Raw genomic sequence first — 20,084 nt, 5'->3', positions numbered from 1 at the left:
TGAAAGGAAATATGATCAATACAACAATTTATGGCATGCTAGATGATCATGATCATCTGAACAAGCAAAAATCAATGAAAGGAAGAAACATTTATGAATGAAAAAAATCTTGAAGCGCTTATGGGTTTGATCATGTACGGCGGTAACGCGAAAAGCGATGCCATGGAAGCAATTCAAGCCGCAAAAATCGGAAATTTTATCGAAGCAGAGCAAAAAATAGCAGATGCAGAAAATTCGCTGGTAAAAGCCCATCATTCTCAAACCAATATGCTAACGCAAGAAGCACAAGGAAATAACATGGAAATCACTCTACTGACAGTTCATAGTCAAGATCATCTAATGACGGCGATTACTTTTACAGATCTTGCGAAAGAGATCATTGATTTGTATAAAAAAATAGAAAGCTAATGAGGAGGAATCTCATGTTAGAAAAACTAGAAGGAAAGCTTATTGTATCCTGTCAAGCATTGGAAAACGAGCCACTACATAGTCCATTTATCATGGGCAGAATGGCTTTGGCTGCTCAACAAGGTGGAGCTGCAGGTATCAGAGCGAACTCCGTGGAAGATATCGAAGAAATCAAAAAGGTAGTTGACCTGCCGCTGATTGGTATTATCAAACGAGATTATCCAGATTCTGAAGTATATATCACAGCAACAGCAAAAGAAGTTTCCGAACTCTTGTCTACAAAAGCAGAAATCATCGCTTTGGACGCGACAAAAAGAAAACGTCCCCATAATGAAAAAATCATCGATTTAGTAAAACAGATCCATGATGCAGGAAGAATAGCGATGGCAGATATTTCTACTTTTGAAGAAGCGGTCACTGCTGAAGAAGTTGGGTTCGATATTATTTCGACGACGATGGCGGGATATACGGATTATTCTAAAAAAACCGATACTCCGGATTTTGAACTTTTACAAAAAATTATTGATCATTGTAAGGTTCCTGTAATTATGGAAGGACATACAGACCAGCCGGGGCAAGTAACTAAAGCATTGAAATTAGGCGCTTTTGCTGTAGTGGTCGGATCCATTATCACGCGACCTCAACTGATCACGAAACGCTATGCCGAAGCTGCAAAGAAAGCACAGGAGGACGAAACTCTTTGAAATTAATGGAAAATAAATTATTGATTTGCGATTTAGATGGTACTTTATTAGATGCCAAGGGAAAGATAGACAATGACAGCTTGAAAAAAATCAAAAAATTCTGTGAAGATGGCGGACATTTTGTGATTTGTACTGGGCGCATGGACAGCGATATTCGATACGTTGAACAGCAGTTGGGTTTCCAAGGAGAATTTCGCATCAGTCAGAATGGAGCAGTCATTAAAAATGCTCAGGATGAAGCAGTTTTTAATGAAAGTATTCCTAGCGAATATATTGCTTCTTTAAATCAAGCTATTTTTGGTATGAATTTGCGTACGGAAGTTTCTACTATGCAAAATCGTCTCTTTCCAAGTCCGAGAGATCCTGAAAACGTTGCTGAATTCGTTGATACTTCAATTGTAATTGAGAATCTTCCTGAATATGTCTTGCAGCACGCTGAAGAACTGATGATTTATCTGACTTTTGGGACAGCTAGCGACTTTGCGTTAATCAAAGAACGAATCGAAACGAATTTGGGGAAAGATAAGGTAGGAATCGTTCAAACAAGTCCATCTTCCTTAGAAGTGTTTTCTGAAAAAGTTTCAAAAGGAAATGCTGTGTCTTTTATCATGAAAAGATTAGCTGTTTCTAGAGAAAATGTCTATGTGGCCGGGGATGCTGAAAGTGATGTTTCCATGTTTCAATTGACTGATCATGCGTATGCGGTCAGAGAAGCAGCCTCTGATATCATCCAACAAGCAGGCCGATATCAGAAAACGGTTGGACACATCGTTGATGAAATCTATTCATATGCGAAAGGAATGAATTAAATTTGCGTATACTTTATATTCCTTTGGATGAGCGCCCATGCAATGCTGTTTATCCAATAAAAGCGGCTGAAGTTTCACGAGAGGTTGAAATAATTTCTTTACCGATAGAAAAAATGGGGTATAAAAAAACTGCTGCTGATACAACTGAAATCTGGAGTTTTATTGAAGCAGAGATCTGTCGGTCAGATTATCTAGTGATTTCAGCAGAAATGCTTTTATATGGAGGATTGTTGCCTTCTAGATTGCATCATCTCACTCACGATGACTTAAAAAATTATGAAGTGAATCTTCGAACACTAAAAAAGAATTACCCAGAAAAGAAAATTTTCTTGTCAAATTTGATCATGCGCACGCCAAGATATAACAGTTCAGATGAAGAACCGGATTATTATGAGAACTATGGGGAAAGAATTTTTAGATATGGATGGTTATCAGATAAAAGAGATCGGGAAGAGCTGACCACAGCAGAACAGCAAGAATCAGAAATTTTAAAAAATGAACTTCCAAAAGAGATCATCCAAGATTATGAATTTCGTCGAAAATTTAATGTAACCGCTAATCTAATGAATATTCAACTAGTAAAAGAAGGAGTCATTGATTTCTTGAGTATTCCTCAAGATGACTCAGCTCCTTATGGTTACACTGCGATTGATCAAAAGAAAGTTTATGGAACGATTCAGGAGAATGGCTTAAAAGATAAAGTTATGGTCTATCCTGGTGCAGATGAGGTAGGGTTTACTTTATTAGCGCGTGCTTACAATGAATGGAAAAGAACAAAGCCAACAATTTTTGTCCAGTATGCTTCGACTTTGGGGCCAACATTGGTTCCTCTATATGAAGATCGCATCATCAATGAAAGTTTGAAGGCTCACGTCATGGCTGCCGGTATGCGTTTAGTTGCTGACGAATCAGAGGCAGATTTTGTTCTTGCTTATAACGTTCCCGGTAAAAAAATGCAAGAATCTTGGGATCAATTCATGAATAAAGATGTTACTTATGACAGTTATCGGCATTTGTTGACATTTGTCGATCAAATCGAACAGTTTATTCGTAAAGGAAAAAAAGTCGGGATTTGTGATAGCGCTTTTGCTAATGGCGGGGATTTAGAACTTTTACAACTGCTCGATCAAAAGAAGTTAGCGGAACAACTGATCTGCTATAAAGCTTGGAATACAAACTGTAATTCATTAGGGAGTACTCTTTCTGCTCTGTCTTTTGCACAAGACGAAATAGATAGTAATGCACTTAAAAATAATTTAGTTTCCAATATTTTTGAAGATGCTTTTTATCAGGCTATTATTCGTATGAATATAACGAAAAAGAAACTGCCTAGTATGGGTCTAAACTATTTTGACCTGAAAGACAAAGATAAGGAAGTTATGGATCAAATCCATACAGAAATGCTTTCACTGTCGAAAAAATATTTACAATACAGTTTTGCAAAGCAAAATTTTAACATACAGAAATTATCCTCACCATGGAATCGGATGTTTGAGATTTATTGTGATGTTATTGTTTTTTAGAGAAGGAGAGAAAAAAATGAATGATTCAAATCAACTGATTGATAAAATGCTGCTTTTTGCTAATAAGTTTTCTTCACAGCGCCATATCACAGCAATTCGTGATGGATTTGTAACGCTGATCCCTGTAACGATCATTGCTTCCTTTTGGGTTCTTATTAATAATCTTGTATTGAGTCCAGCAAATGGGCTGCTTAGAAATATTGAGGGAGCAGCTAAATGGATGGATTTGGGAAATCAAGTTTATAATTCCACATTAGGTATTTTAGCATTATTGATCGCTATGACGATTGGTTATAAGCTAGCCGTCAGCTATGGAGAAGAAGGACTAGTTGGAGGAGTAGTGGGATTGATCTCATCGATATTGGTCTTACCTGCTCAAACGACACTAAGTGATATTGATGGGAATTCCGTCACAGCTGGAGCAGTTTTGACACAAACACAAACAAGCGCGACTGGAATGTTCCTTGCTATTATTGCAGCACTTTTTTCTGTAACATTATTATGCAAATTTACAAAGATGGAACAGCTAAAAATAAAAATGCCTGAAAGCGTTCCGCCTTCTATCGCCAAATCATTCAATGTATTGATTCCCGCATTTTTAGTTACGTTGATTTTTGCCCTAATAGAAGTTTTAGTGGTTTGGGGAGCTCATACAGATTTGCCAGCTTTGATCGCGAAATTTTTCCAAGCGCCGTTAGTTGCTTCTTTTCAATCAATCGGCGGATTGTTGCTTTATGTTTTTTTAAGTAATTTATTATGGGCATTTGGCTTACACGGTACATTTATTCTTGGTTCTGTAGGAGAACCGATCATGCTGACAGCTTTACAACAAAACATGGATGCTTTAAAAGCTGGTACAGAAATGCCCAATATCGTAACGAAACCCTTCTTGGATGCTTTTGGCTGGATGGGCGGAGGCGGTATGCTGATTTGTCTAGTAATAGCTGTTTATATTGGTTCAAAACGTGAAGATTATCGCTCGATCACAAAAGTTGGTACGATTCCTTCTTTATTTAATGTAAGTGAACCTATGATGTTCGGTATCCCAGTTGTCTTTAATCCGCTTTTAGGTATTCCATTGGTGATTGTTCCGCTTGTGACGACAACGATTGCTTATTATGCAACCAGCTTGGGCTTGATTGCTAAAACTTCTGTTTTGATTCCATGGACGACACCACCGGTTATTTCAGGATATTTGGCTACTAATGGAGACTGGAGAGCCTCTTTATTACAAGTTTTCTTAATTGCTTTAGGCGTAATTATTTATCTGCCATTTATTAAAATGACGAATAAAGAAAAAATCTAAAGAAGAAATCCCACAATCTTGATACCCATCAATTTTTGACAAATAATAGTCGTCTATACTGATACCAGTAACCAGAAAGAAGGGATCAGTTTATGACAGAAGAGTTGTTTATCGAAAAGGAATTTTCAAAATTAGATTTTTTTACTGACCGCATAGTAAAAGTCCATGGAGCACATCATCCGGAGCTGAGTGACGTTCGTGAGCTTTTTGTGAGGATCAAAGCTAAGACGGAAGAAGATCCTTGCGCGGATGTGTCATCTGAATTAGCACAGCTGGCGGAGGTGACTCATGGATATGAAGTGCCTGCAGATGCTTGTGAAGGGTATCGAACGACCTATGATTTGTTGCGAAGTTTTCACGAGCTGTCACGAAAAAAAGATGCGTTTCCAGCATCACAAATAAATCATCAATAAATATAAAAACCCTATGTTCGAGAAGCCCTATTTTGAACATAGGGCTTTTTATTATTATTTACCAATGGAAAAGCTGGCAACATAAAATTATTATAAATAAATTTCTTTCCTCTGATTCCTGCGAGAGGGATCCTGTGCTAAACTAACAACAAAGACGTTTGGAGGAATTTCAGATTAAAAAGCAAAATATATTTACAACCCGCGAAGTTGCCGTTATGGCGTTATTGACAGCTGTATGTGTCGTTGGACGTTTACTGACTTCTGTTCTTCCCAACGTACAACCGATAACAGCTGTACTGTTGATTGTGACAGTTCATATTGGTATTGTTCCTGCACTGATCATCGGTTCGCTATCTATATTGATCACAAATTTTTATTTAGGAATGGGTATCTGGACGATCGCACAGATTTTATCTTTTGCGTGTATTATTTTGTTCGCAGGTATTCTTCGAAAATACACACCCTTAAAGAAAGCACCTTTTGCTCAATTGCTGCTGGCTTTTTTTGCCAGTATTCTTTATGGACTCCTAGTTTCAGCGATGCTTGCACCTTTTTGGGGCGTAAAACAATTTATTCCGTATTATCTTGCGGGTCTTTCATTTGACGTTATGCATGGGATTGGTACAGTCGTGTTTTATCTGTTGTTGAAAAAACCTTTCGTCCAAATGTTTCAGCAATATCAAAAGAAAGGGAGTGGGAAGTAAGCATGCAATCGTTAAAAGAAAAAATCATTGCAGAAAGCAAGCGCATCGGGATCGATAAAATCGGATTCGCTTCCGCGGAGCCTTTTTATGAATTAGAAGCTTCACTGCATGAACAGCGGGCACGGGGCTATAACTCCGGTTTTGAACATCAAGTAGTAGAAGAAAGAATCTATCCGGAAAAAACGTTTGAAAATCCGCAAACAATCATTGCCATCGCTTTAGCTTATCCAACGAAAATGCATCAGGAAGTCCCGCGGGATGAAAAACGTGGCATGTTTGCAAGAGCTTCTTGGGGGATCGATTATCATAATATTTTACGAGATCGCTTAGAAAAATTGATCGAATTTATCAAAACACAAGCAGAAAGCATCGAAGAACAAGAAAACTGGCGCTTTGCCCCGCAAGTGGATACCGGCGAGTTGGTAGACGTAGCAGTGGCGCAGCGTGCGGGTCTGGGATTTATCGGAAGGAACGGTTTATTGATCACAGAAGAGTTCGGCTCTTTTGTTTATCTAGGTGAGATCGTAACCAACATCCGTTTTGAAGTAGATGAGCCAGTGCCGTTCGGCTGTGGGGACTGTACTCGGTGTGTGACTGCCTGTCCAACAAAAGCATTATTGGGTGACGGACGCTTGAATGCACAGCGCTGTCTATCTTATCAAACACAGACTAAAGGGATGATGCCGGAAGAATACCGGAAGAAGATCCGCAACGTCATTTACGGCTGTGATATTTGTCAGTTGGTTTGTCCTTACAATCAAGGCAAAGATTTCCATTTTCATGAAGAAATGGAACCGGAAGTGGATGCAGTCTATCCAAAACTAAAACCGATGCTTCAATTATCCAATAAAGGTTTCAAACTCCAATTCGGTCATTTGGCTGGGTCTTGGCGAGGGAAAAAACCGCTACAGAGAAACGCGATCATCGCATTAGCCAATCTTGGGGACCGCAGTGCACTGCCGGAAATTTTATTATGCGCCCAAGAAGACGTGCGGCCGGTGATCCGAGGTACGGCAGCATGGGCGATCGGCAGATTAGGAAATAAAGAACCGGATCAGTGGATCAATCAGCTGGAGCAGCTATTGGCAAAAGAAGAAGATCCAGAGGCTGCGTATGAAATGGAACAAGCGATCCTGCAGCTGCAAAATGCCAATAAGAAAAAACGTCGAAAAGATGACAAGTAATATAGAATAAGAATAAAGCGACCCTCATTTTACCTAACTTCTGAGGGTCGCTTTATTGATCATTAGTCTTTTTCTTGTAACTATTGCTTATTCAATCTTCTCTTGGATAGTAACTTGGATGGTGTCGCCGATATCTTTGCCGATTTTTTTACGAATATCTTTTCTGATTCCAATGATGTAACAGATGGAGCCGTCAGGATTTTTTATGCCCATGTTGACGATACTGCCGTCATAGGGTTCTTCATCGAAAGTGGCATGGACTTTTACGCGGCCTTTATTGAATTCCTGACGCACGTCATAGGGAAAGATAACATAGGCGCCGCCTTTGCCCACTTCGGAAGAATAAATCTTTGATTCAAAAGAGTATTGTTTTTCACTCATACTTTTTCCCTCCTGTTTTCTGTATTATAGCAACTTCTTGAGAAAAAGAAATAGTCTTTATAAGTCATTTTTTCAATACTTCTTTCATCCCAGTTATGTAAAAATAGTTTATACTTAATAATAAAAGGAGGATAGATATGTTAAAAAAATTAGTACAACATGTGGGCGAGTACAAGCGTCCTACTTTTTATACTCCGCTTTTTGTTGCAGGGGAGTGCGCGTTAGATATTATTATTCCATTAGTGATCGCGATGCTGATTGACCGGGGGATTGAAAAAGGCGACCAGCAGGCGATTTTGTTTTATGGCGCGATTTTATTAGTTTGTGCATTGCTTGCTTTAGTTTTGGGAACGTTATCAGGGAGGTTCGCGGCGATCGCTTCGGCGGGGTTTGCGAAAAATCTGCGTGGCGCGATGTTCCGTAAGATCCAAAGCTATTCTTTCAGCAACATCGACCGTTTTTCTACCAACAGTCTGGTGACTCGGTTGACCACAGATGTAACGAATGTTCAGAATGCATATCAAATGGTGATCCGGATGCTGATTCGCAGTCCGTTGATGCTGATTTTTTCATTGATCATGGCATTTTCCATCAATGCTGAGCTGGCATCTACTTTTTTGATTGTTCTGCCGATTTTAGCAGTAGGGCTGTTTATCGTCGTACGGATCGCCCATCCGTTATTTGAAAAGGTTTTTCGGATTTACGATAAAATGAATAACGTTGTCCAAGAAAACCTGCAAGGGATCCGGGTGGTAAAATCCTATGTTCGTGAAAAGCATGAAGGGGAAAAATTCGAAAACGTTTCTGCTGAGATCTTCAATACATTCTCAAAAGCAGAGCGTACAGTAGCCTTCAATGCGCCATTGCTCCAATTTTGTATGTATGCGACGATGCTTTTGCTGTCCTGGCTGGGGGCGCATCTAGTAGTCGATGCACAGATGACTACCGGTGAATTGGTGAGTATGTTTACGTATGCGATGCAGACATTGATGAGTTTAAATATGCTTTCAATGATATTTGTCATGATCTTGATCGCCCGTGCCAGTGGAGAACGGATCGTAGAGGTATTGGATGAAGAAAGCGATCTGGCAAATAATGAAAAAGCATTAACCGAAATCTCTGATGGTGCTGTTGAGTTTAAGGATGTGTGCTTCAGTTATGCCAACGATCCGGAAAAATTGGCATTGAAACATGTTTCCTTCAAAGCCGAAGCCGGAGAAGTCATCGGAGTGATCGGCGGTACCGGGAGTTCGAAATCTACATTGGTACAATTGATCCCACGGCTTTATGATGCTACCAGCGGCGAAGTGCTGGTAGGGGGCGTCAATGTGAAAGACTACGATCTGGTCACTTTACGGGACAATGTTTCGATGGTCTTGCAAAACAACGTCCTGTTTTCGGGAACGATTGCTTCCAATTTACGCTGGGGAGATGAAAACGCCAGCGAAGAAGAAATCGAGAAAATGGCTAAGATCTCTCAAGCTGATCCTTTTATCCAAGAATTTCCTGAAAAATATCAAACACCGATTGCTCAAGGCGGGTCGAACGTATCCGGTGGTCAAAAGCAGCGATTGACGATTGCTCGCGCGCTTTTGAAAAAACCGAAGATCCTGATTTTAGATGATTCAACTTCAGCGGTAGATACCAAAACCGATACATTGATCCGACAAGGCTTGAAAAAAGAGATCCCAGGAACCACAACCTTTATCATCGCCCAAAGGATCTCTTCTGTTTCTGACGCGGATAAAATCATCGTTATGGACAAAGGGATGATCCACGGTATCGGTACCCATGATGAATTATTAAAAGAAAACGCCATCTATCAGGAAATCTATGACACTCAACAGAAAGGATTTGGCAGTCATGAAGCGAATTAAGCCGTATACTAGACGTTCTGAACGACCAACAGCGACATTAAAACGATTGTTCCGCTATATGTGGCAGGATTATAAATTACAGCTTTTGTTAGTAGTCATCTGTATCTTATTTTCTGCTTTTGCGAATGTTCGCGGTTCATTATTTTTGCAAACTGTCATCGATGACTATATCACGCCGATCCTCCAAGGTAACAGTCGAGATTTCTCTGGATTGCTGACAGCTATTATCCGTATGGGTGCAATCTATCTGGCGGGTATTTTAGCTACATGGCTGTTCAATATTATCATGGTGACAGTCTCTCAAGGAACACAGAAAAAAATCCGTGACGACCTTTTCACTCATATGGAAACACTGCCGATCCGTTATTTTGATCAGCGGACCCAAGGGGATATCATGAGTTATTACACCAATGATATCGATACGTTGCGTCAGATGATCTCTCAAAGTATCCCCAATTTATTTGCCGCTTTTGTCACGTTTATCGCAGTTTTCATCGCTATGTTTTCTGTGAGTGTGCCAATGACGCTGATCGTTCTGGTCTCAGTCACATTCATGATGATCATGATTCGGATCATCTCTGGAAAAGCGGGCAGTTATTTTGGTGCGCAACAGCATTCGTTAGGAAAGCTGAATGGTTATATCGAAGAGATGGTCCACGGGCAAAAAGTAGTCAAAGTTTTTAATCATGAACAAAAAGTTATCACAGGTTTTGATGAATTGAACGAAGAGTTGCGCCGTAATGCTACCAGTGCCAACGTCCATGCAAACTCGTTGATGCCGATCATGATGAATTTATTGAATATCCAATATTGTTTGATTGCTGTGGTAGGAGGATTACTCTCTGTTAGAGGAGCGATCCAGCTGACGATTGGGCAATTGGCTTCTTTCTTACAGCTGAGTCGTTCATTGAACAATCCGATTGCACAGATCTCTCAACAGATCAATTTTGTTATCATGGCGTTAGCCGGCGCGGAACGACTTTTCCAACTATTGGATGAGGAGCCAGAAGTCGATGACGGTAAGGTTACACTGGTTCATGTAAAAAAAGAAGCGGGGGATTTGATCGAATCAAAAACCCGTACAGGCACTTGGGCATGGAAATATCCGAGAAAAGACGGCAGTGTTTCTTACACGGAAGTCACCGGGGACGTGGTATTCGAATCAGTTGATTTCGGATACAACGACAATCAAATGGTCTTGAAAGATATCAATCTATATGCAAAACCTGGTCAAAAAGTTGCATTCGTTGGAGCGACCGGTGCCGGAAAAACCACAATCACCAATCTGATCAATCGCTTTTATGATATTCAAGAAGGAAAGATCCGTTATGACGGGATCGATATCAAAAAGATCCAAAAAAACTCATTGCGTCGTTCATTGGGGATCGTTTTGCAAGATACCCATTTGTTTACCGGAACTGTCAGAGAGAATATCCGTTATGGAAAATTGGATGCTACCGATGAAGATGTGATCAATGCCGCCAAACTTGCCAATGCAGAAGACTTTATTGCGAATCTTCCTGATGGGTACGATACAGTGATCACTGGCGATGGTGAAGGCCTATCTCAAGGCCAGCGCCAATTATTGGCGATTGCTCGGGCAGCCATCGCTGATCCGCCGGTTATGATTTTGGATGAAGCTACCAGCAGTATCGATACCCGGACAGAAGGGATCGTTCAGCGGGGGATGGATTCCTTGATGCAAGGACGTACAGTATTTGTCATTGCCCACCGATTGTCTACCATCAAAAATTCCGATGTCATCATGGTCTTGGATCATGGAAGGATCATTGAGCGTGGGGATCATGACAGTTTATTGGCTGAAAAAGGTGTGTACTATCAATTATATACAGGCGCATTGGAGCTGGATTGATTGCTCATTTGCAGACCGTTTGGAGAAAAGTCGGATCTTATCTGACTCTCTCCGAACGGTCTTCTTTTTTGATTTTATATAGTCTGTTACAGAATATTTGTTATTTTAAAAAGATGTAAACGTTTTATAAAATTAATAATTTATGATAAAATGATAATACAATAATAAATATATAAAAATACAAAAGGAGGACAGATGTTTTTTTAAATAGTATATATGTTATTGTAAGGATTTATTGTCACGTAGAATTTTAAGGAAAGAAGGAATCAGATTAAAGAGGAGGACAAACAATGGAAGGGTTAATGAATTGGATGGAGCGCTATATCTTGCCGATCGCGGCAAAGATCGGCTCCGAAAAACATTTAGTGGCGCTAAGAGATGCTTTTATCGGTACGATGCCGGCAACTATGGCTGGTGCCATCGCTGTGCTGTTGAACGCTTTTATGAGGGACTTTCCGAATACATATATAGGTCCTGATAATGCTATTACGAATTTCTTCACACCGGTCATCGGCGTGAATGGTTTGATTTGGAACGGAACTCTCGCAGTCATGGCGGTGGTCTTTGCGATTTCATTGGGAGCAAACTTAGCACGTGCTTATGGAGTCGACCCAGTTTCTGGAAGTATCGTTTCGACAGTCGCATTTATTATTGGTTTACCAGATGCAGCTTCAGCTGTTTTGACATTGCCGGAAACGTTGAATCCAGAAACAGCAGAAATGATTTCAGAGGCTGGCGGTGTATTAGAAGCAGTTGAGGGAGGCGGACAATCGTTAACATTAGGAGCTTGGGGTTACTTTAACTTTGGGCGCTATATGGGAGGTTCAGGTCTTTTCACTGCAATGATCTTTGGTTTTATTTCAGTTATCATTTTTGCATTCTTGATTCGTAAAAATATCATTATTCGGATGCCTGATTCTGTACCGCCTGCTGTTTCTAAAGCATTTGCGGCGATCATTCCTGCGGCAGTCGCTTTATACACAGTCGGAACGATTCATTATGTTTTCCGACAAGCAGTCGGTATGCCATTGATCGATTGGATCTCAGACATGATCCAACGTCCGTTGATGAATCTTTCACAAGGGTATGGCGCAGTCTTTGTGATCGTGTTATTAGTCCATGTATTATGGTTCTTCGGTCTTCACGGCACTAATATCATGTCACCGGTACTTCAAACTCTTTATGGTACTGCAATGGTGGAAAATACGAATGCGTTCCAAAATGGTGAACCGATTCCGTTCCGCTGGGTTGCCGGATCCTTTGAAGCATTTGTATGGCCAGGCGGCGCTGGTGTAACGCTAGTGTTACTGATCTCAATTTTGCTCTTTTCTAAACGTGCAGATTACAAAACAGTCGGTAAGTTAGGGATCGCACCGGGTCTCTTCAATATCAATGAGCCGGTGATGTTCGGTTTACCTGTCGTGTTGAATACGTTGATGATGATCCCATTCATCTTAGCACCGTTAGCAACCGCAACTATCGCTTATTTTGCGACAATGACAGGACTGGTTCGTCCGGTCGTAGTGAATGTGATCTGGGTAATGCCGACAGTTCTTAGTGGATTCTTAGCGACCGCTGGAGACTGGCGTGCTATCGTATTGACGTTGGTCAACTTAACGGTTGCTGCATTGATTTGGACACCATTCATACTAGCAGCTAATAAAATGGACCCTAGCTTGGTAGAAGAAAAAGAAGCGAAAGTCAAAGAAGATGAAAAATCTTACGATATCTCGATGGATTGATTGAGATATTATCATAGTTGAAAACTGAGTGGGAAAAACAAACCGAGACCCTTTCAAAAAGGACTCGGTTTGTTTTTTTGTAAGTATTAATTTTCAAAGTATAGGAATTTTGTCAATTTTGTTACCATCTTCATATGACAAGGAGTTGTTTTGTCGAAAAAAGGTTAGCCTAGGTGTCTATTACTGGATAGGCAAAATCTGTTAATGCTATAAAAATCAAACAAAAACTTTTATAGAATATCAAAAACCTCTACACTGATCTCTTCATGTTTATTGTTAGGTGAGAACCAAATCTCGTTCCATTCGGCTAAACTCCGTTCAAATCTCGTCCTCGTTTCATAATCCTCACGTGAATTATAATAGATGTCTAACACCACATAGACATAATCACCATCTGTTCTTTTAAACATATCAATTTTACTGCTTGTTACATCCGATATAAATTTGGGGTTATTCGCGGATTCGGCAAATTTATCCATTAATTCAGGTAAATTTTCTTTGGCTGTTCTATATGTAAAAACAACTTTGATCATAATGTTCCTCCTTTTTAATAACTATGCTCCGAAGCATAATCACATAGATACTTCTTTTTCATCTATATTGGATTAGATAAGAAAGATAGTGAATGTAAAGCAGTTTTCAATTTTTTTCATTCGTATATTTTATATAGATCTTAAATTAAGACTCATTTGTATGCTGACAACATTTATCCTCTTCTAAACGTTCTCTGCAACTTATTCATCAGCCGTTGGTAATTCAAGAGCTGCTGTCGCTGGTGTTTGATTCGTTTATATCTTTTTGGCTGTTTTTTATAAAACTGTTGATGATAATTTTCTGCTGGCCAAAAGGTGATGGCTTTTTTGATTTCAGTTACGATTGGCTGACTGTATCTACCTGATTCCTGTAATTCTTTTTTGGATTTTTCCGCGATCTGTCTCTGCGCTTCATTTTGGACAAAAATGATCGGCCGATATTGATCGCCGCGATCTTGAAATTGTCCGAAGCTGTCTGTCGGATCAGTTAATTGCAAGTATAGTGTCACCAACTCTTCATAACTTATGATCCGTTTATCGAAAATAATTTCGACAGCTTCCACATGTCCTGTCGTGCCGCTGCTGACTTGATCATAGCTAGGATTTGGAATGTGTCCGCCGGTGTATCCAGATAATACGGACAAGATCCCTGGTTTGGTTTCGAAAGGTTGTACCATACACCAGAAACAGCCGCCGGCAAAAACTGCCTGCTCCTGATAGTTGAGATCCGTTATTTTGTGTTTGGACCAATCAAAGTTTTTTACATCGTTAGAATCGTCAGTGATTTTCAAATAAAAATCACTGACGTCGGGAGTAAGGTTATTTCTGATAGCTAAAGGGCGCAAGACAGCTTCTAAATTTTCAATCTCGGACCAAAACAATCGATCGTTTTTCAATTTGTTTTTAGTCTCGATCAGTTTCTGGCGCTCCCATTCGCGAGTATTGGGATTGATGATCAAGTTATAAATCATGGTTAGTATCTCAGACTTATTTTTTGTCAACGTAACTCCTCCTCAATCTAGCTGTTCTTCCCAACAACTTCACTATTTCTTACTGTTACTATACTTTATCAAAGCATTCGCAGCCCAATCAAAGCTCTTTTTGTGAGTAAGTTTATTGTTTTGCTAATAAAAAAATGAACTTTTTACCATAGAAGATGAAATATTTCGAAAACTCTATGTTTTTTTGACATTATTTGCTATGCTTGAGCTACTTTTTTATCTAATAACTGAGGATATCAGCGGTTTTTTCCGTAAGAGACTCAACATTTAAATTTGAACAGGAGGCAGACTATGCCTTATATATATCTTTTTTTAAGTTCGACAGAAACTTATACTTCAAAAATGATTCGCTTTAGTACTGCGGAAACATTTACGCATATTGCTTTGGTATTTGACCCTAAGCTGACAAAAATGTATAGTTTTGCCCGCACACAGCCGCTTTTTCCGTTGCCTGCAGGGTTTATTGAAGAGAATATCGCGTCGGGTTTTTATAAAAATCATCCCCATACGCCTTGTTTATTATTACGTTTGCCGGTAGACCAGCGTTCTTTACAATTAGCACAACAGCAGATTTTTGCTATGCTTACTATGCGTAACAGATATCGTTACAATTTATTAGGTCTTTTTTTATGTAGATTGAACATCGAGAATAAGCGTCCTTGGCATTTTTTCTGTTCTCAATTCGTTAGTGAAATTTTGGAAAACGCCCAAGCAGTTACTTTGCCGAAACGACCTTCTCTGATGCATCCAGCAGATTTTTTACAGTTGACAGAATTAGAGGTAGTCTTTGACGGATCTTGTGGGCAGCTGCAACACTATCTAGCTGGAGCATCTGCTGACGGCTTGGCTGGTATTGAGCAGCCAGTAGGGTATAGACAAGATCTTTTAAAAGTTATTGAATAGATTATCCAAAGCCGATCGCAATAAAATGCTATAATTCCGCTTTCTTTATTCTTATAATAAAAAAGTAATAAAAGGTATTGACAAATGGTTTTTTGGTCTATACAATTAGAGCCGTTAACATATTGTTTCATGTGACTAGGTTATACTAGGCATGGAAAGATTTCGTCGATAGGGAGACTTATCACGGGATTTTTCCATGCTTTTTTTGTCAGCAATCCTAGGTGTTGATGAAGAAAACAGTTAATGAAATAAGTTTAATTCTGCAGAAAAGGATTCTTATTATGAAAATCAAAAAGATTTTGAATCAAAACGCGGTCTTAGTTGATGACGACGGTCAAGAAAAAGTCGCGATCGGTAAAGGTGTTGGGTTCGATAAAAAGCGCAACGATCTGATTTTCCATCGTGAGATCGAGCGGATGTTCGTTATGGAACCGGAAGGACAAATGAAACTGCAAAGCTTGCTGAATCAGATCGATGAGAAATTTCTCTTTGCCGCGGAACATATAATTGATCACGCGGAGACCGTTTTAATGGAAAAGCTGAATGAGCATGTATTGATCGCATTGACAGATCATATTGCTTTTGCTGCTGAAAATATACAAAACGGTATTGTGATCCGCAATAAATTACTGCGAGAGATCGAAGTTTTGTATAGCGAGGAATTCAGTATCGCTCAATGGGCAGTAGACTATTTGAATAAAGAATTGGCGATTCCTTATACCTATGATGAAGCAGGTTATATTGCGATCCATATCCACAGCGGTCGCAGCGGACAAACTAGCAATCATCGCAGTATTCGTGAAGTCACGATCGTTTCAGAAATCATCCAGTTGATCGAAAAAGAGCTTATGATCGATATCCATTCAGAACAAATGGCGTTGAATTATTCGCGATTGGCGAATCATCTCCGCTTATTGCTGCAACGTTACCACAACCAACAATATGCCGTTTTAGATGAAGAAATCGTCGAAATGGTTAAACGCAAATATCCGGAAAGCTATGCAGTTGCCAAAAAAATCCGGGTACTTTTAACGAAACAATATCAAATGTCTACGACAAGTGAAGAGCTTGGCTATTTAGTCATTCATATCGAACGCTTGCGAGGGGCAAAGGACTAGGAGAGAAGAAGATGAAAGCATATATGCAACGGATGGGTCGTTCCCTGATGTTACCAGTAGCAACATTGCCAGTAGCCGCGTTATTCATGGGTATCGGTTATTGGATCGATCCAAGCGGCTGGGGCGGCAACAATATTTTGGCTGCCTTTTTGATCAAAGCTGGCAGCACGATCTTAGATAACTTAGGGATTTTATTTGCAGTCGGTTTAGCATTGGGAATGTCAAAAGACAAAGATGGCGCTTCTGCGCTAGCCGGATTGGTGGCGTTTTTGACACCTGTTACATTGGTCAATAGTGCTTCTGTGGCATTGTTTACCAAAGTCGATGTAGAAAAAGTCAATGTCGCATTTGGCGCAATCAATAATAAAAATGTATTTATCGGGATCCTAGCTGGTTTAGTCGCCGGTGCAATGTATAACCGTTTCAGCAGTGTGAAATTACCGATGGCGTTATCTTTTTTCAGCGGAAAGCGCGCAGTGCCGATTGTAACAGCTGGTTTAATGGCAATTATTTCTGCTTTATTGATCTTTATTTGGCCGCCAGTTTACAACGCGTTAGTAAGTTTTGGTGAATTGATTTCCGGCATGGGGGCATTAGGAGCGGGTCTTTATGGGTTCTTCAACCGATTACTGATCCCAACTGGTCTGCACCATGCGTTGAACAACGTGTTTTGGTTTAATTTGGCAGGGATCGATGATATCGGTAAATTCTGGGCAAGTGAAGGCGTGAAAGGCGTTACCGGCATGTATCAAGCTGGTTTCTTCCCAGTAATGATGTTTGGCTTGCCTGCTGGCGCGTTGGCGATTTACCAATGTGCCCGTCCAGAGAAGAAGAAAGTGACTGCTTCATTGATGTTAGCAGCTGCATTTGCTTCTTTCTTTACTGGGGTGACTGAACCATTAGAATTTTCATTTATGTTCGTCGCTTGGCCTTTATATGTTGTCCATGCTGTATTGACTGGGATCTCTATGTTTATTGCGGCAACCTTCCATTGGACAGCAGGGTTCAACTTTAGTGCTGGATTCATCGACTTTTTCTTAAGTCTGCGCGTACCGATCGCTAATCAACCATTGATGTTATTAGTTCTAGGATTGATCATGGCAATTGTGTACTATTTTACGTTCCTATTTGTGATCAAGAAATTCAATTTGATGACACCAGGTCGTGAAGAAGGCGCCGGTGAAGCAGAAACAGATGTAGATGAGTTTGTGGCCGCTGGCGACAGTAAATTTGCAACACTGGCAAATCAAATCTACAATGCTTTGGGTGGAGCTGCAAATGTAACATCTATTGATAATTGTACGACACGCTTGCGTCTGCAAGTAAATGATACGTCAACTGTCGACCAAGGAAAAATCAAAGCTACCGGCGTACCGGGAGTAAAAGTTATTGATGGCAAAAACATCCAGGTGATCGTTGGAACGGAAGTCCAGTTTGTAGCTGACGAAATGGCGAAACTTCATGGTGGAATCGGTAAAGCCGTTGAAAAACCAACCGTTGCTGTTGTTGAAACTGAAACAGTCGTAACCGGTCCACAAACCCAAGATATTTTTGCAGTGGCAAACGGTCAAATGGTTGCAGTCACAGAAGTAGCAGATGATGTCTTTTCACAAAAAATGATGGGAGACGGTTTTGCTGTTCTACCAACAAGTGGTGAGATCTTTGCGCCGATCGCAGGTACCATCATGAATATCTTCCCAACAAAACACGCTGTCGGCATCAAAACCGATTCAGGCATCGAAGTTCTGTTACACATGGGGATCGATACCGTGAACCTAAAAGGCGGACCATTTACACTTTATGTAGAAGAAGGACAACGAGTTGCCCGTGGACAGATGATCGCGTTGGTCGATCTAGCTGAATTACAAAAAGCAAATAAAAAATCAGATATGATCGTAGTCTTTACGAATGCTGACAAAGTTGATACGTTATCGATTGAGACTGGCAGCTTGGTAAAAGCCAATGAAGTGATCGGCAGTGTAAAAAGCAAGTGATCGAGGAATAGCTTTCAACATTATTTTTATCTGATCAATAAATAATCAACAAACAGATCAAACGTAATCCTATGCTTAAACATCGAAGTACGTGCTAAACCGTACTTCGATGTTTTTTTAATATATTAAAAAGATTTATATTTTTAAGGCAACGAAAAAACTGATCTATCAGTCTTTTTGATGCCTTTCATATCACTTTCAAGTTGCTAAAATAAAAGTGTTAAGTTTATATTCCCTATCAAATGCTTTATATTCACTGGCAACATGCTGTATTCAATTGGAATGTATTAGCCGTTATATAAAATGAAGCTCCATCGCGTCGAACCATTATCATATATGGTAGTAATTAAATCATCTTCTACTATTAAGACAAACGGACCAATATCCAGAAAAATAAGAACGATGACAGTGGGGGAGAATCGAAGAATGGAGTCAAAAATACTCAACTAAGCTAAGGCCACAAAAAACGAGCAGCTCGGAAATACTAGTTATGGAAGCAAAGAGGAAAGCTGATGGATCACTTGGTTTGCTTTTTGTTGATAACCTAAAGCGGAGAGCATCTCCAATTCTTTTTGAATATCAGCTAATTTGAAATTTTCTCTAGCGTGGGCGATCTTTTTGAAAATCAAATAAGCAAATCTTTCATTACAGTAGGTTATGTCTTTTGTCAGTTCATCAAGATAAGGCAAAATCACATCGATATAGTCATATTCCCTTCGACTCAAAAACAGGATCAGGCTGTTGTTTATAAAAAAAGAAACGCCTTTTTTATAAGAGGGATGCTGAGAATACATCCGCATTTTTTTAATAGTCACCTTGAAAGTATCTATGATATAGGAAGACTCGAAGATAAAGAGCAGATTGGAAAATAAGGAAAGTTCGAACCAGCCCCAATCCTCGATCCTGTTCAAATAAGTAATGATCGTCTGTCTGTCATTCTCGCAGTCTAAAAGCTGTTCAGTACCATCATTGAACTTAGCGTACAATAGTTTGTATTGAGCTTTGATCAATGAATAGAAGGGGTCACTTGAACTGAAAAAGGCAGTTTCCAGCCGTTTTAAATAGGCCGCTTGTTCATTAGGGTGATTTATATAGGCAGCTCCTTCGAGATTGATTTGCTGCTTTTCCGTCAATTTGCAATCATTCAGCAAAAAATAATACTCTTCGGGAGAAATGTTCATTTTTTCTAAAAAGAGAAACAAGGTAGTCGAAGCTATATGGGATCCCCTGTGTTCAAATCTGGTGACGGCTTCTCGGGTAGTGATGCCTTTGGCTAAAAAACTTTGAGACAGTTTACGATCTGTTCTCAATTTTCTTAGTAGTATATGTTGCTCCATGTTCATTCGCCTCCTCAAAAAAATAGGGAACATTTCGTCACAAAAAACGTCAGTTATTTTGGTAACTGCTATTATACAGGTAATGATAGAATATTCAAACAATTATTGGAGTATATATTCATATTTTTCAGTAAAAGAAGATAGCAGCGATGGTTTTTTACTATCTTTGTGAGTTTGGAAGTTTCCCTTATAACCGCAAGCAGGTTGGAAAGAGAAGAATCTATCGGTCTTTTGCAGCTATTCTGCTAGCTGAAGTGATCTAAAATGTTGTGGC

Annotated in this window: 18 protein-coding genes; 14 read left to right on the top strand and 4 right to left on the bottom strand. The window is 39.7% G+C overall.

The genetic code is table 11. The features are described 5' to 3' along the window. Positions 1-93: 93 nt before the first annotated feature. The 8 genes from EFB00_RS12720 to queG all read left to right on the top strand — a co-directional run bounded on the left by EFB00_RS12720 (position 94) and on the right by queG (position 7,051). Complete coding sequence (locus tag EFB00_RS12720; RefSeq protein WP_029486167.1) at positions 94-408, top strand: PTS lactose/cellobiose transporter subunit IIA; 315 nt, start codon at positions 94-96, stop codon at positions 406-408. 14 nt (positions 409-422) lie between these two features. Then, positions 423-1,112 carry an N-acetylmannosamine-6-phosphate 2-epimerase gene (locus EFB00_RS12715; RefSeq protein ID WP_122647256.1) on the top strand — a complete coding sequence of 230 codons (690 nt, stop codon included), beginning with the start codon at positions 423-425 and terminating at the stop codon, positions 1,110-1,112. Between the two features lie 5 nt (positions 1,113-1,117). Continuing rightward, a complete protein-coding gene (locus EFB00_RS12710) occupies positions 1,118-1,921 on the top strand; it encodes a Cof-type HAD-IIB family hydrolase (RefSeq protein ID WP_122647340.1) in 804 nt (267 codons plus the stop codon). A 2-nt stretch (positions 1,922-1,923) separates the two neighbouring features. Continuing rightward, the gene (locus tag EFB00_RS12705) at positions 1,924-3,444 is read left to right on the top strand and encodes a DUF4127 family protein (RefSeq protein WP_122647255.1); all 1,521 of its coding nucleotides are present in this window, start codon (positions 1,924-1,926) and stop codon (positions 3,442-3,444) included. Between the two features lie 16 nt (positions 3,445-3,460). Continuing rightward, positions 3,461-4,750, top strand: a complete 1,290-nt coding sequence (locus EFB00_RS12700; protein ID WP_122647254.1) for a PTS sugar transporter subunit IIC — start codon at positions 3,461-3,463, stop codon at positions 4,748-4,750. Between the two features lie 92 nt (positions 4,751-4,842). Beyond that, positions 4,843-5,163 (top strand): hypothetical protein, encoded by a 321-nt coding sequence (locus tag EFB00_RS12695; protein ID WP_122647253.1) that lies wholly within the window; start codon positions 4,843-4,845, stop codon positions 5,161-5,163. Positions 5,164-5,378: 215 nt separating this feature from the next. Further along, the gene (locus tag EFB00_RS12690) at positions 5,379-5,867 is read left to right on the top strand and encodes a hypothetical protein (protein WP_195805065.1); all 489 of its coding nucleotides are present in this window, start codon (positions 5,379-5,381) and stop codon (positions 5,865-5,867) included. A gap of 2 nt (positions 5,868-5,869) precedes the next feature. After that, positions 5,870-7,051 carry a tRNA epoxyqueuosine(34) reductase QueG gene (gene queG / locus EFB00_RS12685; RefSeq protein ID WP_122647252.1) on the top strand — a complete coding sequence of 394 codons (1,182 nt, stop codon included), beginning with the start codon at positions 5,870-5,872 and terminating at the stop codon, positions 7,049-7,051. An 87-nt stretch (positions 7,052-7,138) separates the two neighbouring features. Here queG and EFB00_RS12680 read toward each other — a convergent pair whose 3' ends face one another. Continuing rightward, a complete protein-coding gene (locus tag EFB00_RS12680; protein ID WP_122647251.1) occupies positions 7,139-7,432 on the bottom strand; it encodes a DUF1905 domain-containing protein in 294 nt (97 codons plus the stop codon). A 137-nt stretch (positions 7,433-7,569) separates the two neighbouring features. Between EFB00_RS12680 and EFB00_RS12675 the strand changes: the two genes are divergently transcribed. From EFB00_RS12675 to EFB00_RS12665, 3 genes are all read left to right on the top strand, one after another. Next, complete coding sequence (locus EFB00_RS12675; RefSeq protein ID WP_122647250.1) at positions 7,570-9,309, top strand: ABC transporter ATP-binding protein; 1,740 nt, start codon at positions 7,570-7,572, stop codon at positions 9,307-9,309. After that, positions 9,296-11,182: an ABC transporter ATP-binding protein gene (locus EFB00_RS12670; protein WP_122647249.1), complete on the top strand. Its 1,887-nt coding sequence runs from the start codon at positions 9,296-9,298 to the stop codon at positions 11,180-11,182. The genes EFB00_RS12675 and EFB00_RS12670 overlap by 14 nt, the downstream gene beginning before the upstream one ends. 290 nt (positions 11,183-11,472) lie before the next feature. Then, positions 11,473-12,924: a PTS sugar transporter subunit IIC gene (locus EFB00_RS12665; protein WP_122647248.1), complete on the top strand. Its 1,452-nt coding sequence runs from the start codon at positions 11,473-11,475 to the stop codon at positions 12,922-12,924. A gap of 230 nt (positions 12,925-13,154) precedes the next feature. Here EFB00_RS12665 and EFB00_RS12660 read toward each other — a convergent pair whose 3' ends face one another. Both EFB00_RS12660 and msrA read right to left on the bottom strand, forming a co-directional pair. Next, complete coding sequence (locus EFB00_RS12660) at positions 13,155-13,457, bottom strand: hypothetical protein (RefSeq protein WP_122647247.1); 303 nt, start codon at positions 13,455-13,457, stop codon at positions 13,155-13,157. Positions 13,458-13,630: 173 nt separating this feature from the next. Then, positions 13,631-14,458 carry a peptide-methionine (S)-S-oxide reductase MsrA gene (gene msrA, locus EFB00_RS12655; protein ID WP_122647246.1) on the bottom strand — a complete coding sequence of 276 codons (828 nt, stop codon included), beginning with the start codon at positions 14,456-14,458 and terminating at the stop codon, positions 13,631-13,633. Between the two features lie 291 nt (positions 14,459-14,749). Here msrA and EFB00_RS12650 point away from each other — a divergent pair, with 291 nt between their 5' ends. From EFB00_RS12650 to nagE, 3 genes are all read left to right on the top strand, one after another. Then, on the top strand, positions 14,750-15,361 hold the full coding sequence (locus tag EFB00_RS12650) for a hypothetical protein (RefSeq protein ID WP_122647245.1): 612 nt from the start codon (positions 14,750-14,752) through the stop codon (positions 15,359-15,361). 281 nt (positions 15,362-15,642) lie between these two features. After that, on the top strand, positions 15,643-16,479 hold the full coding sequence (locus EFB00_RS12645; RefSeq protein ID WP_122647244.1) for a PRD domain-containing protein: 837 nt from the start codon (positions 15,643-15,645) through the stop codon (positions 16,477-16,479). An 11-nt stretch (positions 16,480-16,490) separates the two neighbouring features. After that, the gene (gene nagE, locus EFB00_RS12640; protein ID WP_122647243.1) at positions 16,491-18,473 is read left to right on the top strand and encodes an N-acetylglucosamine-specific PTS transporter subunit IIBC; all 1,983 of its coding nucleotides are present in this window, start codon (positions 16,491-16,493) and stop codon (positions 18,471-18,473) included. Positions 18,474-18,961: 488 nt separating this feature from the next. On the opposite strand, the gene EFB00_RS12635 is transcribed toward nagE, so the two are convergent. Continuing rightward, entirely contained in the window at positions 18,962-19,810 is an 849-nt protein-coding gene (locus tag EFB00_RS12635) for an Rgg/GadR/MutR family transcriptional regulator (protein ID WP_164709492.1), read from the bottom strand. Positions 19,811-20,084: the final 274 nt, after the last annotated feature.

The organism is Enterococcus mediterraneensis (assembly GCF_900604485.1).
GTDB classification, from domain to species: domain Bacteria; phylum Bacillota; class Bacilli; order Lactobacillales; family Enterococcaceae; genus Enterococcus_C; species Enterococcus_C mediterraneensis.
The sequence above is the reverse complement of the archived record's forward strand: the minus strand, read 5'-3'. Positions and strand labels throughout refer to the sequence as shown.